This window comes from Micromonospora sp. WMMA1947, assembly GCF_027497355.1.
Lineage (GTDB): Bacteria > Actinomycetota > Actinomycetes > Mycobacteriales > Micromonosporaceae > Micromonospora.
This window is the reverse complement of sequence record NZ_CP114909.1, coordinates 1,633,261-1,650,654: the sequence shown is the minus strand read 5'-3', so window position 1 is coordinate 1,650,654 and position 17,394 is coordinate 1,633,261. Positions and strand designations below refer to the sequence as shown.

Genomic DNA, 17,394 nt, shown 5'->3' with positions numbered 1-17,394 from the left:
GTGGCGGTTGGGTCAGTCGGCGCTGCTGCTCGGGCTGGCGGAGCCGCTGCCGGACGTGCTGTTCGACGGGGCGGCGCTGCTGGTGCTCGGGGCGACGCTGCTGCTGCTCGGCGCGGCGCTGCTGGTGTCCGGCTCGGCGCTCGCGCTCTGGCTCGGCTCCGGCTCCGCCGACTCGCTGGGCGGCGGCGAGCTGGGCGCCGGGCTGGACGTCGTCGGATCCGGCGTCGGCGTGGTGGGCTTCGGCGTAGTCGGTGTCGGCTTGGGCGTGGTCGACGGCTTCGGCGTGGTGGGCGTCGGCTTGGGGGTGGTCGACGGCTTCGGCGTGGCCGGCACCGTGGGCGGCGGGGCGGGAGTGGCCGGGGCGGGTACCGCACCGATCACCCGGGTCGCCGCGTAGAGCCGCGACCAGCGGACCACCGAGATCTTGACGACGTCACCGGTCCGCGGTGCCTCGACCATCTTGCCGTTGCCGATGTACATGGCGACGTGGTGGACGCTGGTCCAGCTGCTGCCCGAGGCGAAGAACAGCAGGTCACCGGGGAGCAGGGCGTTCGGCGAGACGGTGCGGGAACGGGTGGCGAAGTACTGGTCCTTGGCGACGCGGGGCAGGCCCCGGTAGCCGGCCGCCTGGTAGGAGGCGAGCATCAGGCCGGAGCAGTCGAACCGGTCCGGGCCCTCCGCGGCCCACAGGTAGGGGTCGCCGAGCTGGGCGAGGGCGTAGCGCACGGCGGCGAGCGCCTTCGGGTCCGCCACCAGGCCGTCGATGCTCTGGTCGACGTACGAGGTGCCGAGCTGCTGCTCGGCGGCGTCCGCCAGCCGCTCGATCTCCAGCAGCTTCGCCGCGTTCTCCTTGCGCAGCGCGACGAGCGCGGTCTCCTGCTTGCGCAGGTCGGCCTCGGCGCGGGTGTACTCCGCGCCCTTCTCGGTGGCCCGGCGCCGGGCCGACTCGTGTGCCTCCCGGGCGACCTGTTCGGCGCTGGTGGCGCGGAGGAGTTCGCCGGTGACCGACGTGGTGGCGCCCTCGGCCTTGTCGCCGCGGGTGATTCGCTGGAGGTTGGCGAAATCACGCAGGCTGGCGCCGAACTCGCCCGGCGGCAGCGCCGCGTCGGCCTTGACCGCGTCGGCGGCGGCGCTCTTGGCGTTGTCCTGGGCGCGGGCGAGCGCGTCCTGGGCCTCCTTGAGGCGGGCGGCGGACTGGGTCAGCTCGGTCTGTGCGGCGTCCCGCTCGGTCTTGATCCGGAGCAGCGCCTCGCCGAGCTGGGTGACCCGGACGTCGAGCTGGTTGATCTGCGCGATCAGCGGGCCGTCGGCCGGGTTGGTCACGCCGGTGGTGGCACCCGCGCCGGGCAGACCCGGGACGGTGACACCGGGCAGACCGGGGACGGTGCCGGGCAGGCCGGGGACGGTGCCCGGTACGCCGGGAACGGTGCCGGGTGCGCCGCGACCGGAGCCGGACGCGCCGGGGAGCTGCAGGGGGCCGGTTACCTGGGGCCGGGAGCCGGTGTCGGGCACCACGTCGGGCAGCGGGTCGGCCCAGGCGGGTGTGGCGAGCGCCGCGGCCGCGACCGCCCCCAGCAGGGCGGACCAGAGCGCCGGGCGCAGGATCGGTGAGATCACCGGCTGCCGTCCTCGTCGCCGTCGGGCCTTGGTGCTGTGAGCCATACCGCTCCCCGTCCGGTCTGGGGTCCGTCACGCGTGGTTGGGGCGTGTCGGGACAGGACGGCCCTGGTGTGTGTTCCGCCCCACCCTGTCTTACCTCACGGTTGCGACGATGTCGATGTGCGGAGCGTGACGACGGGTGAACCGCCGTGACCACGTCGGCGGCCGGTCGGACCCGCGACGTACGCTCGATCGGGAACCCAGGTGGAAGGACGTGGCTTTCGGATGGACGCCGGACTCAAGCGCGAACTCGAGGCGAAGGTGTACGCGGGGGAGCGGCTGACCCGCGAGGACGGCATCGCCCTCTACGACAGCGACGACCTGACCTGGCTGGGCCGGCTGGCCCACCACAGGCGTACGGAGCTCAACGGTGACCGGGTGATGTTCAACGTCAACCGTCACCTGAACCTGACGAACGTCTGCTCGGCGTCGTGCGCGTACTGCTCGTTCCAGCGCAAGCCGGGCGAGAAGGACGCCTACACGATGCGCATCGACGAGGCGGTCCGCAAGGCCAAGGAGATGGAGGACGAGCAGCTCACCGAGCTGCACATCGTCAACGGCCTGCACCCCACGCTGCCCTGGCGCTACTACCCGAAGGTGCTGCGCGAGCTGAAGGCCGCGCTGCCGAACGTCAACCTCAAGGCGTTCACCGCGACCGAGGTGCAGTGGTTCGAGAAGATCAGCGGGCTCAGCGCCGACGCGATCCTCGACGAGCTGATGGACGCCGGCCTGGAGTCGCTCACCGGCGGCGGCGCGGAGATCTTCGACTGGGAGATCCGGCAGCACATCGTCGACCACAACTGCCACTGGGAGGACTGGTCGCGCATCCACCGGCTGGCCCACTCGAAGGGCATGAAGACGCCGTCGACGATGCTCTACGGCCACATCGAGGAGCCCCGGCACCGCGTCGACCACGTGCTGCGGCTGCGTGAGCTGCAGGACGAGACCGGCGGCTTCCAGGTCTTCATCCCGCTGCGCTACCAGCACGACTTCGTCGACTCGGCGGACGGCAAGATCCGTAACCGGATCCAGGCCCGGACCACGATGGCCTCGCCGGCCGAGTCGCTCAAGACGTTCGCGGTCTCCCGGCTGCTGTTCGACAACGTGCCGCACGTCAAGTGCTTCTGGGTCATGCACGGCCTGTCGGTCGCGCAGCTCTCGCTGAACTTCGGCGTCGACGACCTGGACGGCTCGGTCGTGGAATACAAGATCACCCACGACGCCGACTCGTACGGCACGCCGAACACCATGCACCGCGACGACCTGCTGCACATGATCTGGGACGCCGGCTTCCGTCCGGTCGAGCGGAACACCCGCTACGAGATCGTCCGCGAGTACGACGGGCCGCCGTCGCTGGCGGAGCGCCGGTCCGAGCCGCAGCAGGTCTGGGCCTGACCTGGCGATGAGCGACGAGGAACAGCAGCGCGGCTTTCCCCGGCGCGACGCCGAGGGGCGCATCCTGACCCTCGGTGACCTGCTCGGCGTGACCCTGGCCGGTCTGGTCATCGGGGTGCTGGCGCTGCTGGTCTTCGAGTTCGCGTTCGCCACGGTGGGCGACAGCGGATTCGGGGGCACGAACGGCTGGCTCGCGGTGATCCTGCCGCTCTGGCTGTTCTGGGACGAGTTCCGGGCCTGGGAGTTCGGCGCCGCCCGGGTGGTGGCCGCGCTGGCGGGTCTCGGGCTCGGGATCGTCGCCGGTCTGTTGGCCGCGGGCCTGGCCTCCGGGCTGCCCGCGTTGGTCACCGGCGCGTTGGCCGCGGCGGTGTTCACCGTTGTCTACGCCGTCATCTGGTTTCATGGCGTGCACTGGCTGGCCCGGCGTACGGGCTGAGGCACGAAGAGAGTGGGAATGCGGGAATGAGCGCGGCGCTCAAGTACACGCTGGGCCGGATCGGGCTGTTCGTCGCCGTGCTGGCGGCCCTCTGGTTCGTCGACATGAACATGTTCCTGCGGCTGATGCTGGCGCTGATCTTCTCCGCCACGCTGTCGTTCTTCCTGCTCAAGGGCCTGCGGGACCAGATGGCCGGGGAGATGGCGGAGGCGGCGGAGCGGCGTCGCGTGGAGAAGGACCGGCTGCGCTCCGCGCTGGCCGGTGAGGACCAGGCCGAGCCGGACGCCGAACGCCGCGACGGCTGAGCGGACGAACGAGGGGCCCGGCGCCGCAGATGGCGCCGGGCCCTCGTCGTTCATCGGCCGGTCGAGCCGTTCACCGGTTGACGGGGCCGTTCACCAGTTGGTCGAGCCGGGAACGACCGGCCACGGCCGGTCGGCCGGCTTGATCAGGTAGGCGATGCCGCCGGAGCCGGAGGCCACCGTGCCGTTGGCCCGGTAGCGCTTGGTGCGCAGCCAGATCTGCTCGAACTGCTCCCGCTTGTAGACGTTGCGGACCGCGTCGTTGGACGAGGACGCCGGGTCGTTGACGATCACGTCGCCCTCGGCCGTGAAGCCGACGATCACGAACAGGTGCCCGGAGGTGCCGTAGTTGGCGCCGTCCAGCTCGCTGGCCAGGAACGACTGCGAGGTCACCACCGGGATGCCCGCCTTGATGAACCGCTCCGCCTCGTCCAGCGAGTGCAGCCGCGTGACCCGCGCCTCCAGGCCGGGGAAGCTCGCCGCGTACGCGGTGTTGAACGGCCAGTTGCCGGCGCCTTCGTACTCGTAGTCGTAGGTCATCCGGGCGGCGTGGTCGACGGTCGGGTCGGGGTAGGAGGGGTCGACCCAGGAGGTGTCCTCGGCCGAGGGCTTGCGGCCCCAGTACTCGACCACCATCTCCGTCGAGGTGGGTGAGCACCACGCCTCGCCGCCGCCGTCGTACTCGGGGTACTCGCCGATGTGGACGTTCTGCGAGTAGCGCGGCACGGCCAGCTCGGTGCCCCAGGCGATGCCGCCGCGGCTCGGCGTGACGGTGAACCGGTCCGGCACGTTCGACGCCATCGCGCCGAGCATCCGGACCTGCGGCGCGGCGGCCTGGCCGGGCGCGCGGTAGAGCGTCAGCCGCAACTGGTACGAGCGCAGCAGCACCCCGGCGTCGGCGTCGTCGATCGAGAACGTGTCGGTCCAGATGCTCGACCACGGGTCGCCCTGGCCGTCCAGCGTGGACCGCTTGATGTCCTGGTCGCCGGAGGCCCAGCGGCCCATGACGTACCACGGGGTCTGCGCCCCGGTGTTGTACGTGCCGTGCAGCTCGACCTGGATCCAGGTGCCGGCCGGGGTGGCGGCGTTCCACGACGCGACCATCTCGGTGGCGTCGAAGCCGATCCGCCGCTCCGGCGAGGTCCAGGTGGCGTACTCCCAGGTGCGTGTCGTGCCGGTGTGTTCGTCGGTGAACTCGGTGGTGCCCGCCGGCCGGTCGATGGTCAGCGCCGGGTGGCGGCCCGGTACGGCGCGGGTGCCCTGGTGGGTGCCGGTACGCCAGTCGGGGAAGCGGGAGAACTCCTGGAAGGTGATCTGTTCGTCGTGCGTGACGCCCGGTCGCGGGGCTTGTGCCTGGACCGGTGCGCTGGTGCCGAGGAGGGTGAGCGCGGTGAGGCCGGCGAGGGCGGCCGCGCGCATAGGTCTTCCGAACATGGCAGCTCCACAGGGAGACGGCATCGTTGCCGTTCACTGTCGCGCTTGGCGGGAAGTTTCGCCAGATGTTCGAGCCAAGAAAATCATTGCCGAAGTGACGATCAGGTCGGGATGGCTAAAGAGAAAGACAGATATTGATATGACCATGTGTCTCCTGGTGGAGTGTGCGGACAACGGGAGCTCTCCCGTACCCCCAGGAGGTTGTCCATGGCCTTCCGCACCTCTCCGCTCCGCCGCCGGCTGGCGCTCGCCGCCGCCGTCGGCCTCACCATCGCCGCCGCGGCCGCCGCGCCGGCGGTCGCGCGACCCGCACCGGAAGGCTCCGGCGAGCCGTCCACCGTCGCCTACCGGGTGCTCGGACCGCGTACGGCGGCCGACCGCACCGCCGTCGCCTCCACCGGCGCGGCGATCGACTACTCCGAGCACGGTGTGCTGCACGTCACGGCGACAAAGGCCGAGGCCAACGCGATCACCCGGCTCGGATTCCGGCTCGAGAAGGACGTCGTGCCGGAGCACAACCACGCCGACGGGGGCATGACCGCCAACGCGTTCCCGCCCGCCGACTCGAACTACCACGACTACGCCGAGCTGACCGCCGTGGTGAACAAGGTGGTCGCCGACCACCCGACCATCGCCCGGAAACTGAGCATCGGCACGTCGTACCAGGGCCGGGACCTGATGGCGGTGAAGATCTCCGACAACGTCGCCACCGACGAGGCCGAGCCGGAGATCCTGTTCAACGCGCAGCAGCACGCCCGGGAGCACCTGACCGTCGAGATGGCGATCTACCTGCTCAACCTCTTCACCGACAACTACGGCAGCGACTCCCGGATCACAAGCATCGTCAACACCCGGGAGATCTGGATCGTCCCCACCGTCAACCCGGACGGCAGCGAGTACGACATCGCCACCGGCTCGTACCGCTCCTGGCGCAAGAACCGGCAGCCCAACAGCGGTTCCACAGCCATCGGCACCGACCTGAACCGCAACTGGAGCTACCAGTGGGGCTGCTGCGGCGGCTCGTCCGGCACCAAGTCGTCGGACACCTACCGGGGCCCGTCCGCCTTCTCCGCCCCGGAGACCGCGGCGCTGCGCAACTTCGTCAACAGCCGCGTCGTCGGCGGGGTGCAGCAGATCAAGGCGAACATCGACTTCCACACGTACTCGCAGCTGGTGCTCTGGCCGTACGGGTACACGTACAACAACACCGCGACCGGGATGAACACCGACCAGTACAACACCTTCGCCACCATCGGACGGCAGATGGCGGCGACGAACAACTACACCCCGGAACAGTCGAGTGACCTCTACATCGCCGACGGCACCAGCATCGACTGGATGTGGGGCACCCACAAGATCTGGGCGTACACCTTCGAGATGTACCCCGGCTCGGCCTCCGGTGGCGGCTTCTACCCGCCGGACGAGGTGATCCCGGCGCAGACCTCACGCAACCGGGAGGCCGTGCTGATCCTGTCCGAGTACGCCGACTGCCCGTACCGGGCGATCGGCAAGCAGAGCCAGTACTGCTGACCTCACCACGTGGTGGGAACCCCGGTTCCACCCCCGCCGGGGTTCCCACCCACCCCCACCGTCCGGACGATCTCCGCTGGTCGTGCGCTACCGTGGCACCGACCGTGCCACAGCGAAGCCGGTGCGAAACCGGCGCTGTCCCGCAACTGTGATGCCCCGTACGCGCGGCGTCGGCCTTCCGCCGGCGCCGACGGACGTGGGACGAGCCAGGTCGCCTGCGGCCCGGTCGCGACACGCGCTCTCGAGGAAGGGCGCCTCGCGGGCGGGCCTTTTCTCCTGTCGGCGAAGCACCACACTCCTCGACCGACAGGAGGCTTCATGTCCAGACGTACCCCCCGGCTCTTCGCCACCGCACTCGCGGCCGGCGTGCTGCTCCTCGGCGGCTGCGCCGAGAAGACCTCGACCGACACCCCCGCCGCCGGTGCCTCCGGCGGCGCGTTCCCGGCCACCGTCGGCAAGCTGACGCTGGAGAAGCGGCCCGAGAAGATCGTCTCGCTCTCGCCGACCTCCACCGAGATGCTCTTCGCCATCGGCGCCGGCAAGCAGGTCACCGCCGTCGACGACCAGTCGAACTACCCGGCCGAGGCGCCCCGCACCGATCTTTCCGGCTACCAGCCGAACGCCGAGGCCGTCGCCTCTCGCAACCCCGACCTCGTGGTGATCTCGGACAACCTCAACAAGATCGCCGATCAGCTCGTCGCGCTGAAGATCCCGGTCCTGCAGATCCCCGCCGCGGCCACGCTCGACGACACGTACCGGCAGCTCACCGACCTGGGCACGCTCACCGGCCACCGGTCCGAGGCCGACGCCGTGGTGCAGAAGATGAAGGACGACATCACCGCGTTGACCAAGGACCTGCCCAAGCGCACCGAGAAGCTGACCTACTTCCACGAGCTGGGCCCGGAGCTGTACACCGCGACCAGCAAGACGTTCATCGGCACCATCTACGCGCTCGCCGGGCTGGAGAACATCGCCGACCCGTCCGACGCCGACGGGAAGAACGGCGGCTACCCGCAGCTCTCCCAGGAGGTCATCGTCAAGGCGAACCCCGACTTCGTCTTTCTCTCCGACACCAAGTGCTGCAAGCAGAGCGCCGACACGGTGAAGGCGCGCAGCGGATGGGCCGGCATCAACGCCGTGAAGAACAACCAGATCGTGGAACTGGACGACGACATCGCCTCGCGCTGGGGCCCACGCGTGGTCGACCTGCTGAAGGTCATCGTCGACGCCACCGCCAAGGTCCCGGCCTGACCGTGGCCCTTCGACAGGCGGACTCCGCCCCGAACCCGGCCGGAACGCCTCGGGCGTCCCGGCCGGGCATCCGGCCGCTGTCCCGTCCCGGGCGGCGCGGGGCGCCCGGCGCGGGCGGCGCCCCGATCCGGCCCGCCGGGCTGCGCAAGCGTTGGCTGCTCGCCGGAGTCGTGGCGGTGCTCGTCGCGCTGGTGGCCGGCGTCTCGCTCGGCCCGGTCAGCCTGCCGCCCGGCAGCGTCGCGGCCGAACTGCTCAACCTGCTACCCGGGGTGCACCTCGACAGCGGGCTCACCGAGCGGGAAGTCGCCATCATCACCGAGCTGCGGCTGCCCCGGGTCGTGCTCGGGCTGCTCGTCGGCGCGCTCCTCGCCCTGGCCGGCGGCTGCTACCAGGGCGTCTTCCGCAACCCGCTGGCCGACCCGTACCTGCTCGGCGTGGCGGCCGGCGCCGGCTTCGCCGTCACCACGGCGATCGTGCTCGGCGCCGGAGCCGGCGGGGCGCTGACCGGGCTGCCGATCACCATCCCGCTCGCCGCGTTCGTCGGCTCGCTCGGCGCGGTCGTGCTGACGTACCTGCTCGGCGCGGCCGGCGGGCGGGACCGGTCACCGGCCACGCTGATCCTGGCCGGGGTGGCGGTCTCGGCGTTCTTCGGCGCCGGGCAGACGTACCTGCTGCAACAGCACTCCGACAACATCCAGCAGGTCTACTCCTGGCTGCTCGGGCGGCTGGCCACCGCCGGATGGCACGACGTGTGGCTGGTCCTGCCGTACTTCGTGCTCACCGCCGTGGTGGTGCTGCTGCACCGGCGTGAGCTGGACGTGCTCTCCGTCGGCGACGACGAGGCCACCGGTCTCGGCCTGCACCCGCAGCGTTCCCGCTACCTGCTGATCGCCGCCGCGTCGCTCGGTACCGCCGCCGCCGTCTCCGCGTCCGGGCTGATCGGCTTCGTCGGCATCATCGTGCCGCACACCATGCGGCTGCTCTTCGGCTCCAGCCACCGGATCATCCTGCCGCTGTCGATGCTGTTCGGCGGCGCGTTCCTCGCGCTCACCGACGTGGTCGCCCGTACCGCCGCCGCCCCCGCCGAGATCCCGATCGGCGTGGTCACCGCGCTGCTCGGCGGCCCGTTCTTCGTCCTCGTCCTGCGTACCGCCCGCCGGGTGGCGATGTGAACGCCCCCGCCGTGCGCGTCCACGACCTGCGGGTCGACCTCGGCGGCAACCCGATCCTGACCGGCGTCGACCTGACCGTCGCCGCGGGCGAGTGGGTCACCGTGATCGGCCCCAACGGCGCCGGCAAGTCGACCCTGTTGCGCGCCGTCGGCGGCCTGCTGACCGGCCCGGGCGAGGTCGCACTCTTCGGTACGCCGATCGCCGCGCTCCGGCGCCGCGAACGAGCCCGGGTGGTGGCCACCGTGGCCCAGTCCCCGGTGGTGCCGGCCGGCATGTCGGTCTTCGACTACGCGCTGCTCGGGCGCACCCCGTACATCCCGGCGCTGGGCCGCGAGTCGGCCGCCGACCTGGCCGCCGTGCACGAGGTGCTGGACCGGCTCGACCTCGGCCCGTTCGCGCACCGGGAGCTGGCCACGCTCTCCGGCGGCGAACGGCAGCGCGTCTTCCTGGCCCGCGCGCTGGCCCAGGGCGCCACCCTGCTGCTGCTGGACGAGCCGACGAGCGCGCTCGACATCGGGCACCAGCAGGAGGTGCTGGAACTCGTCGACCAGCTCCGCCGCGCGCACGGCCTGACCGTGCTCGCCACCATGCACGACCTCTCCATCGCCGGCGAGTACGCCGACCGCCTGGTCCTGCTCGCCGACGGCCGGGTGGCAGCCGCCGGCCCGCCCGAGGACGTGCTCACCGAGGAGCTGCTGGCCCGCCACTACCGAGCCCACATCCGGGTGATCCCCGGCGACCACGGCCCCTTGGTGGTCCCCGTCCGCCCCACCTGACCCCCGCCCTCGCCCTCTCGCACCGTCGATCTTGCACTTCCGGCCCCGGCAAAAGGTGCGAATGTCACGCCACGAGGGCCACAACCGCAAGATCGACGGGGTGGGTGTTCCTGCCCACCCCACGGCGTTCGCCGTCTCGATCCCCGGGTCGGCGTTGCGCCTTGCGGGAGGGCGGATAGATCTTGGTACGAATCGGCCCTCGTGGGGGCCGTCCCGTACCAAGATCTCCGAGGCTCCCGTTTCTCCCCTCGATCTTGCAGATTCGGCCCCGGCGAAAGGTGCGTATGTGACGTCGCGCGGGCCGTAAGTGCAAGATCGGCGGGGCGGGGCGGGGAGGGGCGAGGGTGGGGTGGGGTGGGGTGGGGTCAGCGGAGGGTGGAGATGGAGAAGAGGGCGCCGGACGGGTCTCGCAGGGCGGCGCTGCGGCCGGCCGGGTTGTCGCGAGGCGGGACGAGGATGGTGCCGCCCAGCTCGGCGGCCCGGGCCGCGGCGGCGTCGGCGTCCTCCACCGCGAAGTAGACCGCCCAGTACGCGGGCAGGTCCTCCGGCAGCGGCTCGGCCCGGGGCAACATGCCCGCGACGATGCGGGCGCCGCAGCGCCACCCGGTGTACGCGACCGGCCCGACCGGGCGCTCCTCCGGGTGCCACCCGAAGACCAGCGCGTAGAACTCCTTCGCGCCGTCCGGGTCGGGGGTGACCAGCTCGTTCCAGCACATCGCGCCCGGCGCGTTGTAGAGCTCCGCCCCGCGCATCGCCATCGGCTGCCAGACGCTGAACACCGCGCCGGCCGGGTCGGCGAGCACCGCCATGCGGCCCTGCCGGGCGACGTCGAACGGGGAGACGACCACCTGCCCGCCGGCTGCCTCAACCCGGGTCGCGACCAGGTCGGCGTCGTCGGTCGCCACGTACGTGGACCAGACCGGCACCTGGTCCGGCGTACCGGGTGGCCCGGCCCCGGCGACCGCCTTGCCGCCCTTGCGGAACACGGTGTAGCCGCCCGCGTCCGGCTCGGGGGAGATATCCCCGGTCCAGCCGAACAGCTCGGGGTAGAACCGTCGTGCGTCGTCCAGACCGGGCGTGGCCAGGTCGGTCCAGCAGGGTGTGCCGGGCTCGACGCCGTTCACGGTGACCCCTCTCGCCGGGGGCGGCTCCGCTCGCCCGCCCTGTCGGCATCGTGGCACCGCCCGGTCGGCCGCCGGGCCGGAACCGGACAAAAGGTCAGCTGAAGCGGCGTCCCTCGTCCCGCCGGTACGCCCAGCCGGCCGCCGCGGCGAGCACCAGCACCCAGACGACGAGCATCACCAGCGCCCGGGTGTCCGGCGTGAAGTCGGTGACCGCCGCCCAGAGCAGTTCCACGGCGCCCCGGGTCGGCAGGTAGGGGGCGATGGCCTTGATGAAGCCGGGCGCGTCGTCCGGCCCGGAGAGCAGGCCACCGCCGAACGCGAGCGGGAAGAAGATCACCTGTGCCACCACGATCGCCGCCTTGCTCGGCAGCGAGTAGCCGATCGTCAGGCCGAGCAGCGTGAACGGCACCGAGATCACGGCCACCGCGCCGAGCCCGAGCAGGAACTGGACCGCGCCGACCCGGGCCTCGGTGGCGACCGCCGCGATCACCACCACCGGGATCATCGACACGTACGTCAGCACCAGCCCGGCCAGGATCCGCCCGGCCAGCCGCGGCGCCGGTCCGGCCGGCAGGGTCCGGGTGTACGGGTTCCAGGGCTGGTCGCGGTCCTCGGCGACGCCCACTCCGTACTGGAAGATGTTGGCGCTCATCACCGCGAACGTCACCATGGCGGCGGTGGCGTAGGTGGCGCCGGTCGGATCGTCGCCGGCGAACGGCACCACGAAGAAGAGCATCGCGGCGGCGGGGAAGAACGCGCTGCCGACCACCGCCACCGGGATCCGGATGACCTCCAGGAGCTGGTAGCGGGCGTGGACGAGGGCGAGCGGCACGGCGGTCTCCTAGGCGGCTGTGGGCGCGGGCCGGTCTTCGGCCGTGATGGCGAGGAACGCCTCCTCCAGCGAGGTGGGCCGGACCTCCAGGTCGCGGAAGGCCACCCCGGCGGTGACCAGGTCGCGGACGAGCTGGTCGGCGTCGGTGGTGAGCAGGTGCACCCGCCCGTCGGTGCGTTCGGTGGCGACCACGCCCGGCAGCGCCGGCAGGTCGTCGGCGACCAGGCTGACCCGGCGTACGCCGACGATCCCGCGGATCGCGGCCACCGAGTCGTCGGCCAGCACCCGCCCGTGACCGATCACCACCACCCGCTGCGCGAGCGCCTCCACCTCCTCCAGGTAATGGCTGCTCAGCAGCACGGTGCCGCCGTCGGCGTGGAAGCCGCGGATCGCGTCCCAGAGGGCGTGCCGCGCCTCCACGTCGAGGCCGGTGGTCGGCTCGTCGAGCACCACCAGCCGGGGACGGCCGACGAACGCCAGCGCCACGGCCAGCCGGCGGCGCTGGCCGCCGGAGAGACCACCGGTCTGCCGGCGTACCTGGTCGGCGAGGCCGAACCGGTCGAGCAGCTCGCCCCGGGGCACCGGGTCGGGGAAGTGCGCGGAGACGAAGTCGACCACCTCGCCGACCCGCAGCGTGCCGGGCAGGCCGGTCTCCTGCGGGGTGACACCGAGCTGCCGCCGGCTCGCCGGGTCGCGCGGGTCGCCGCCGCACAGCTCGACCCGGCCGGTGGTCGGGCGGCGCAGCCCGACCAGCAGGTTGATCAGCGTGCTCTTGCCGGCGCCGTTCGGCCCGAGCAGGCCGACCAGCTCGCCGGCCCGGACGGTGAGGTCGACCCGGTCCAGCGCCAGCACCTCGCCGTAGCGGCGGCTGACCTGTTCGGCGCGGGCCAGGATCATCGGTGTTCTCCTCGGGCGGAGGGGCTGTGCCTTCCCTGTCTACCGTGCCCGTGCCAGTCGCGGTGTCCCCTGCCCGGCTGCGCGCATCCCCTAGTCTGGTGGCGCCGTCGACGACGGTGGAAGTTCCAACCGGACACTGGGGAGGGTCCGTGACCAGTCCGAGCAGGAATCTCGACGTCCAGCCGGAGGCGCTGAGGGCGTTCGCCCTCGCCTCCCGGGACCGGTCCTCCCGGTTCCGTGAGCTGGAGCGGACTTTCCGCGACGGCCACGTGGCCCGGCACTCCTTCGGCGTGATGCCCGCGTCGTTCAGCCTTGCCGCCGCGTACGAGCAGCAGTTCGAGGCGTGCCTGGAGGGGCTGGCGGACGGCGCCGAGACCATGCTGACCATCGCCGCCGGTCTGATGGAGACCGCCGCCGCGTACGACGACACGGACTCGGCGAACGACACCATGTTCACCGCGGGCGGCTGAGGGAGCGGGGATGAGCACCGAGGCGCTCCAGCGCAACAAGACCTACTTCGAGCAGATCGTGTCGGGCACGCCCGACCCGTTCAAGCCGCTGTCGAACGCGGTGCTGTGGCCGTTCGAGCAGCTCCTGGAACTGGTCGCCGGTGAGCCGGACGACCTGATGCGGGCGGCCCAGCTCGCGCTGACCACCGGGGAGGCGGTCCGGCAGATCGCCGGTGACCAGATCGCCGACCGGGCGCGGCTGCGCGGCGCCTGGGACGGCGACGCGGCGGAGAAGTTCCACGCCTCGATGCAGTCCATCGAGGAGGCGATGGACGATCTGGCCAAGGGGCTGGACGGCACCAAGGAGGTGCTCGTCGACTCCGCGAACGCGTCGGTGGACGCGTTCAACCTGCTGGTCGAGCTGATCCTGGAGTTCCTGCTCTGGTTCCTGACCGAGGTCATCATCGCCGCGGTGGCGGCGGCGCTGAGCGCCGGCGTGAGCCTGGCCGCCACAGTGGTGCGGGTGCTGGCCCGGCTCGCCACCACCGTCGGCCGCATGGTCAAGATCGTGGCGCGGTTCGCGGAGATCCTCACGAAGCTCGCCACCAAGCTCCAGAAGGTCGCCGAGCTGCTCATGCGCTACCGCCAGGTGGTGCTGGAGCTCCGCAAAGCCAAGAAGGCGTACGGCGCGTTCAGCAAGGCCGGCTACACCAGGGAGGCGATGGTGTTCAAGGCCAAGCGCGCCGCCATCCTGTTCCCGGGCAAGTTCGTCATCAACCAGGCGTCCCCGGTGAACATCCCCGGCATCGGCGGCGCCCTGCTCGACACCGGAATGGGCCTGCACGACGTCTCCGACGGGCGCAAGGACCGCAACTACCTGACGGACGGCACGTACCGCGACGACCTCGGCCCGTACACCAAGGGCGTGCAGAACGTGTTCGACTCGATCGTGAACTGAGAGGCAGCAATGACGTTTCCGGCCCTGGACCGGATCGAGGCGCTCGCCCGCAACCTGGACGGGTGGCAGCGCGAACTCGGCGCGCGGATGGCCGAGCTGGAGCAGAGCAGCGCCGAGGGGGTGAGCGACTCCGGCCTGGTCACCGTCGTGGCCGCCGCCGACGGCAAGATCCTCTCCACCGACATCAACGCGCGGGCCATGCGCTTCGACTCGTACACGCTCGCCGAGGAGATCACCTCGGCGGCGAACCGGGCGCAGGAGGCCGCCGCGGCCCGGGTACGCGAGATCGTCGGCGAGGTGATGGGCAACGCCCCCGCCGCGGAGCGCCCCGCCGACGACGGCTACGGCCACGACCGATACTGAGCCGATGGACGAGACCAGATACCGCGACCGGATCGGCCTGCTCGTCGAGCCGGGCGAGCGCGTCCTGGCCCACGCCAAGGCCGACGTCGGCCAGGGACTAGCTCCGGCGCCACCGCCCGAGCCGGAGTCCACCACCGACCCGGGCCGGCGGACCGTCGGCTCGGTGCTGCTCAACGTGCTGCTGCCACTGGCCACCTGGGACCGTGGGGACCGCCTCGTCGACGCGATCGGCTGGGGGATCGCCGGGCGCGGTGCCCCAGGCTCGGCCGCCTCGCGCCTGCACCGCGCGCTCCGTCCGCCCCGGCCCGACCTGCAGGTCCGGGAGACGCTGCTCGCGGTCACCGACCGGCGGCTGGTCGTCTGCCGTACCGGCGGGGTGAAGCTGCTGGCCGGGCGCGAGGCCGAGGAACGTGCGTTGGCCGAGACCGCAGTGGCCTGGTCGGCCGCGCGCGCGGAGATCGCCTCCGCGCGGGTGGGGTGGCACCGGCTCAACCCGAAGCGGCTGCGGATCGACTTCACCGACGGCTCCTGGCTGTCGTTCACCGTGCCGATCGCCGAGTCCGGCCGCCCGCTGCGCGACGTCGCCACCGCACTGTCCGCCTGACCGGGCCGCCGGTGTCACCGGTGGCCGGTCCGCTCCCGTCAGGCGGCCAGCGGCGCGGGCAGCGGCTCGCGGTGCAGCACGGCCAGGCGGGAGACCGCCCGGGTCAGCACCACGTAGAGGCGGTGCAGCCCGCGCGGCTCGGCGGCCACGATCGCGGCCGGCTCGACGACCACCACGTGGTCGTACTCCAGGCCCTTCACCAGCGTCGCCGGGACCACCGTGACGCGCGCCGCGGCCTCGACGTCGTCGGCGGTCGCGGTCTCGACACCCGCGTCGGCGAGCGCCGCGCGGAGCCGGTCCACCGCGTCGTCGGCGGCGATCACACCGACCGAGCCGTCGTGGGCAAGCGCCGCCCGCACCTCGGCCACCGTCGCGGCCGTCAGGTCCTTGGCGGTACGCACATCCAGCGCGCCGTCGTGGCGAAGCGAGCGGGCCGGGGGTACGTCGACGGCGAGCGCCGGCAGCAGCCGGTTCGCGAACGCCACCACGGCGGCCGGAACCCGGAAGCCCACACTCAGCGGCACCACGGCGGCGTCCGGCTTGCCCAGGTGGGCCAGGGACTCCCGCCAGTCGGTGGCCGCCCACGGCGCGGTGCCCTGCGCCAGGTCGCCGAGCAGCGTGATCGAGCCGTGCTCACTGCGCCGGGCGATGGCCCGGCACTGCATCGGGGACAGGTCCTGCGCCTCGTCGACCACCACGTGCCCGAAGCCGGCGGGCCGTTCCAGCAGCCCGGCCACCTCGTCGATGAGCACCGCGTCGGCGGCGGTCCACCGGGTCGCCTTCGCGGTGCGCGCGACCTTGCCGGACCGGAACAGCTCCTGCTCCTCGGGCGTGAGTAGGCCGTCCGCGGCGGCGGCGAGCGCGTCGGCGTCGGTGCGCAGCCGGTGCAGCAGCCCGTCCGCGGTGAGCGCCGGCCAGACCGCGTCGAGCAGGTCGGTGACCGGCTTGATCCGGCTCATCCGGCGCAGCCAGGCGTCGCTCGGTGACTCCGCCCGGCGGGCCTCGGCCTGGCGTTGCAGCAGCCCCACCACCCGCGCCCGGACCCGTTCCCGGCCGGTGGCGTAGGGCAGACCTTCCCGGCGGGTCTCGGTGACCAGCCGGTGCAGCGGGTCGAGCCCGATCCGCCACCGGTACGAGCCGTCCGACACCATGATCGGCTCGGTGGGCGTACCGATGTGGGCGTCGACCGCCCGGCGCAGCACCTCGGCCATCCGGACGTCGTGCTTGAGCGCGGCGGCGGCCGGGTCGTCGACCGCGCGGACCGGTACCCGCGCGACCAGGTCCTCCACCGTGGCCTGCTCGACCTCGACCTCACCGAGCGCCGGCAGCACCGCCGCGATGTACGACAGGAACGCCCGGTTCGGCCCGACGATCAGCACACCCGAGCGGCGCAGCCGTTCCCGGTGCAGATAGAGCAGGTACGCGGCGCGGTGCAGCCCGACCGCCGTCTTCCCGGTGCCGGGAGCGCCCTGGACGCAGATCGAGTCGGCCAGGTCGGCCCGGACCAGCTCGTCCTGCTCGGGCTGGATGGTGGCGACGATGTCCCGCATCGGGCCGACACGGGGGCGCTCGATCTCGGCGGTGAGGATGCGGCTGGCGGTGCCGAGTTCCTCACCCCGGTCCAGGTGCTCGTCCTCGAAGCTGGTCAGCGTCCCGGCGCTGAACCCGAACCGGCGCCGTACCGCGACACCCTGCGGGTCCCGCGCGCTGGCCCGGTAGAACGACCGGGAGACCGGGGCCCGCCAGTCCAGCACCAGCGGCTCGCCCAGCTCGTCGGTGACGTGCCGCCGCCCGACGTGGTACTCCCGGCCGGCGTGGTCCGGGTCTGCCTCCCCGAAGTCCAGGCGGCCGAAGAACAGCGGGGTGGTCGGATCGTCGGCCAGCTCCTTGACCCGCCGGGCCATGTGCCGGCCGAGCTGCTCGGCGGTGTACGAGTCGCCGGCCACCTTGTCGCCGGTGGCGAAGAGCGACTCGGCGCGTTCCCGCATCCGGGTCAGCGCGGCGCGGGAGGCGGTGAGGTGGGCACGCTCGGCGGCGAGTTCGGCGTCGAGGCCGGGTGTGGCGTCAAGGTCGGTTGCGGGCACTGTGAACTCCGATGGCTCAACTGAGGCTCGCTCGCGTATCCGGGGCGGTTGGCCTGCTCCCGGCGCGGGGACGTCCGCTGCGGTGCATGCTCACCGCGGCCGTCGGGCGGCCCTCCACGCTACGGGAG

General features: G+C 72.2%; 16 protein-coding genes, 1 pseudogene and 1 riboswitch. Of the genes and pseudogenes, 11 read left to right on the top strand and 6 right to left on the bottom strand.

Annotated elements, in window-relative coordinates:
- Positions 1–12: 12 nt before the first annotated feature.
- The gene (locus O7604_RS07895) at positions 13–1,662 is read right to left on the bottom strand and encodes a C40 family peptidase (protein ID WP_281579272.1); all 1,650 of its coding nucleotides are present in this window, start codon (positions 1,660–1,662) and stop codon (positions 13–15) included.
- 222 nt (positions 1,663–1,884) lie between these two features.
- On the opposite strand from O7604_RS07895, the gene mqnE reads away from it, so the two are divergent.
- From mqnE to O7604_RS07880, 3 genes are read left to right on the top strand one after another with little or no spacing between them, the layout of a single operon-like run.
- Positions 1,885–3,054, top strand: coding sequence for an aminofutalosine synthase MqnE (gene mqnE / locus O7604_RS07890; RefSeq protein ID WP_269702886.1), 1,170 nt, complete (start codon positions 1,885–1,887; stop codon positions 3,052–3,054).
- A 7-nt stretch (positions 3,055–3,061) separates the two neighbouring features.
- Complete coding sequence (locus O7604_RS07885; protein ID WP_269702884.1) at positions 3,062–3,490, top strand: hypothetical protein; 429 nt, start codon at positions 3,062–3,064, stop codon at positions 3,488–3,490.
- A 26-nt stretch (positions 3,491–3,516) separates the two neighbouring features.
- A complete protein-coding gene (locus O7604_RS07880; protein WP_269702882.1) occupies positions 3,517–3,795 on the top strand; it encodes a DUF4229 domain-containing protein in 279 nt (92 codons plus the stop codon).
- Between the two features lie 90 nt (positions 3,796–3,885).
- Here the strand turns inward: O7604_RS07880 and O7604_RS07875 are convergent, their stop codons facing one another.
- Positions 3,886–5,226: a C39 family peptidase gene (locus O7604_RS07875; protein WP_269702880.1), complete on the bottom strand. Its 1,341-nt coding sequence runs from the start codon at positions 5,224–5,226 to the stop codon at positions 3,886–3,888.
- A 207-nt stretch (positions 5,227–5,433) separates the two neighbouring features.
- On the opposite strand from O7604_RS07875, the pseudogene O7604_RS07870 reads away from it, so the two are divergent.
- From O7604_RS07870 to O7604_RS07855, 4 genes and pseudogenes are all read left to right on the top strand, one after another.
- A pseudogene (locus O7604_RS07870) lies at positions 5,434–6,753 on the top strand (M14 family metallopeptidase); the annotation flags it as partial.
- Positions 6,754–6,873: 120 nt separating this feature from the next.
- Positions 6,874–6,967: riboswitch (cobalamin riboswitch) on the top strand.
- A 107-nt stretch (positions 6,968–7,074) separates the two neighbouring features.
- Entirely contained in the window at positions 7,075–8,007 is a 933-nt protein-coding gene (locus tag O7604_RS07865; RefSeq protein WP_281579271.1) for an ABC transporter substrate-binding protein, read from the top strand.
- A gap of 77 nt (positions 8,008–8,084) precedes the next feature.
- Positions 8,085–9,179, top strand: coding sequence for an iron ABC transporter permease (locus O7604_RS07860; RefSeq protein WP_269706941.1), 1,095 nt, complete (start codon positions 8,085–8,087; stop codon positions 9,177–9,179).
- Positions 9,176–9,955, top strand: coding sequence for an ABC transporter ATP-binding protein (locus tag O7604_RS07855; protein ID WP_281579270.1), 780 nt, complete (start codon positions 9,176–9,178; stop codon positions 9,953–9,955). Before O7604_RS07860 ends, O7604_RS07855 begins: the two co-directional genes overlap by 4 nt.
- 365 nt (positions 9,956–10,320) lie before the next feature.
- Here the strand turns inward: O7604_RS07855 and O7604_RS07850 are convergent, their stop codons facing one another.
- From O7604_RS07850 to O7604_RS07840, 3 genes are all read right to left on the bottom strand, one after another.
- Positions 10,321–11,079 carry a VOC family protein gene (locus tag O7604_RS07850; protein ID WP_281579269.1) on the bottom strand — a complete coding sequence of 253 codons (759 nt, stop codon included), beginning with the start codon at positions 11,077–11,079 and terminating at the stop codon, positions 10,321–10,323.
- 94 nt (positions 11,080–11,173) lie between these two features.
- Positions 11,174–11,911, bottom strand: a complete 738-nt coding sequence (locus tag O7604_RS07845) for an ABC transporter permease (RefSeq protein WP_281579268.1) — start codon at positions 11,909–11,911, stop codon at positions 11,174–11,176.
- Positions 11,912–11,920: 9 nt separating this feature from the next.
- On the bottom strand, positions 11,921–12,808 hold the full coding sequence (locus O7604_RS07840) for an ABC transporter ATP-binding protein (RefSeq protein ID WP_281579267.1): 888 nt from the start codon (positions 12,806–12,808) through the stop codon (positions 11,921–11,923).
- Between the two features lie 149 nt (positions 12,809–12,957).
- On the opposite strand from O7604_RS07840, the gene O7604_RS07835 reads away from it, so the two are divergent.
- From O7604_RS07835 to O7604_RS07820, 4 genes are read left to right on the top strand one after another with little or no spacing between them, the layout of a single operon-like run.
- Positions 12,958–13,278, top strand: a complete 321-nt coding sequence (locus tag O7604_RS07835) for a type VII secretion target (protein WP_269702872.1) — start codon at positions 12,958–12,960, stop codon at positions 13,276–13,278.
- Positions 13,279–13,288: 10 nt separating this feature from the next.
- Positions 13,289–14,215, top strand: a complete 927-nt coding sequence (locus O7604_RS07830) for a WXG100 family type VII secretion target (protein ID WP_281579266.1) — start codon at positions 13,289–13,291, stop codon at positions 14,213–14,215.
- 9 nt (positions 14,216–14,224) lie between these two features.
- On the top strand, positions 14,225–14,578 hold the full coding sequence (locus tag O7604_RS07825; RefSeq protein ID WP_269702870.1) for a YbaB/EbfC family nucleoid-associated protein: 354 nt from the start codon (positions 14,225–14,227) through the stop codon (positions 14,576–14,578).
- A 4-nt stretch (positions 14,579–14,582) separates the two neighbouring features.
- A complete protein-coding gene (locus tag O7604_RS07820) occupies positions 14,583–15,182 on the top strand; it encodes a hypothetical protein (protein WP_281579265.1) in 600 nt (199 codons plus the stop codon).
- A gap of 38 nt (positions 15,183–15,220) precedes the next feature.
- Here the strand turns inward: O7604_RS07820 and O7604_RS07815 are convergent, their stop codons facing one another.
- Positions 15,221–17,266 carry an AAA family ATPase gene (locus tag O7604_RS07815; RefSeq protein ID WP_281579264.1) on the bottom strand — a complete coding sequence of 682 codons (2,046 nt, stop codon included), beginning with the start codon at positions 17,264–17,266 and terminating at the stop codon, positions 15,221–15,223.
- Between the last annotated feature and the right edge of the window lie 128 nt (positions 17,267–17,394).

Coding starts and splice junctions, on each gene's coding strand:
- O7604_RS07895 (WP_281579272.1), bottom strand. CDS start 1,662: ATGGCTCACAGCACCAAGGCCCGACGGCGACGAGGACGGCAGCCGGTG.
- mqnE (WP_269702886.1), top strand. CDS start 1,885: ATGGACGCCGGACTCAAGCGCGAACTCGAGGCGAAGGTGTACGCGGGG.
- O7604_RS07885 (WP_269702884.1), top strand. CDS start 3,062: ATGAGCGACGAGGAACAGCAGCGCGGCTTTCCCCGGCGCGACGCCGAG.
- O7604_RS07880 (WP_269702882.1), top strand. CDS start 3,517: ATGAGCGCGGCGCTCAAGTACACGCTGGGCCGGATCGGGCTGTTCGTC.
- O7604_RS07875 (WP_269702880.1), bottom strand. CDS start 5,226: ATGTTCGGAAGACCTATGCGCGCGGCCGCCCTCGCCGGCCTCACCGCG.
- O7604_RS07865 (WP_281579271.1), top strand. CDS start 7,075: ATGTCCAGACGTACCCCCCGGCTCTTCGCCACCGCACTCGCGGCCGGC.
- O7604_RS07840 (WP_281579267.1), bottom strand. CDS start 12,808: ATGATCCTGGCCCGCGCCGAACAGGTCAGCCGCCGCTACGGCGAGGTG.
- O7604_RS07830 (WP_281579266.1), top strand. CDS start 13,289: ATGAGCACCGAGGCGCTCCAGCGCAACAAGACCTACTTCGAGCAGATC.
- O7604_RS07825 (WP_269702870.1), top strand. CDS start 14,225: ATGACGTTTCCGGCCCTGGACCGGATCGAGGCGCTCGCCCGCAACCTG.
- O7604_RS07820 (WP_281579265.1), top strand. CDS start 14,583: ATGGACGAGACCAGATACCGCGACCGGATCGGCCTGCTCGTCGAGCCG.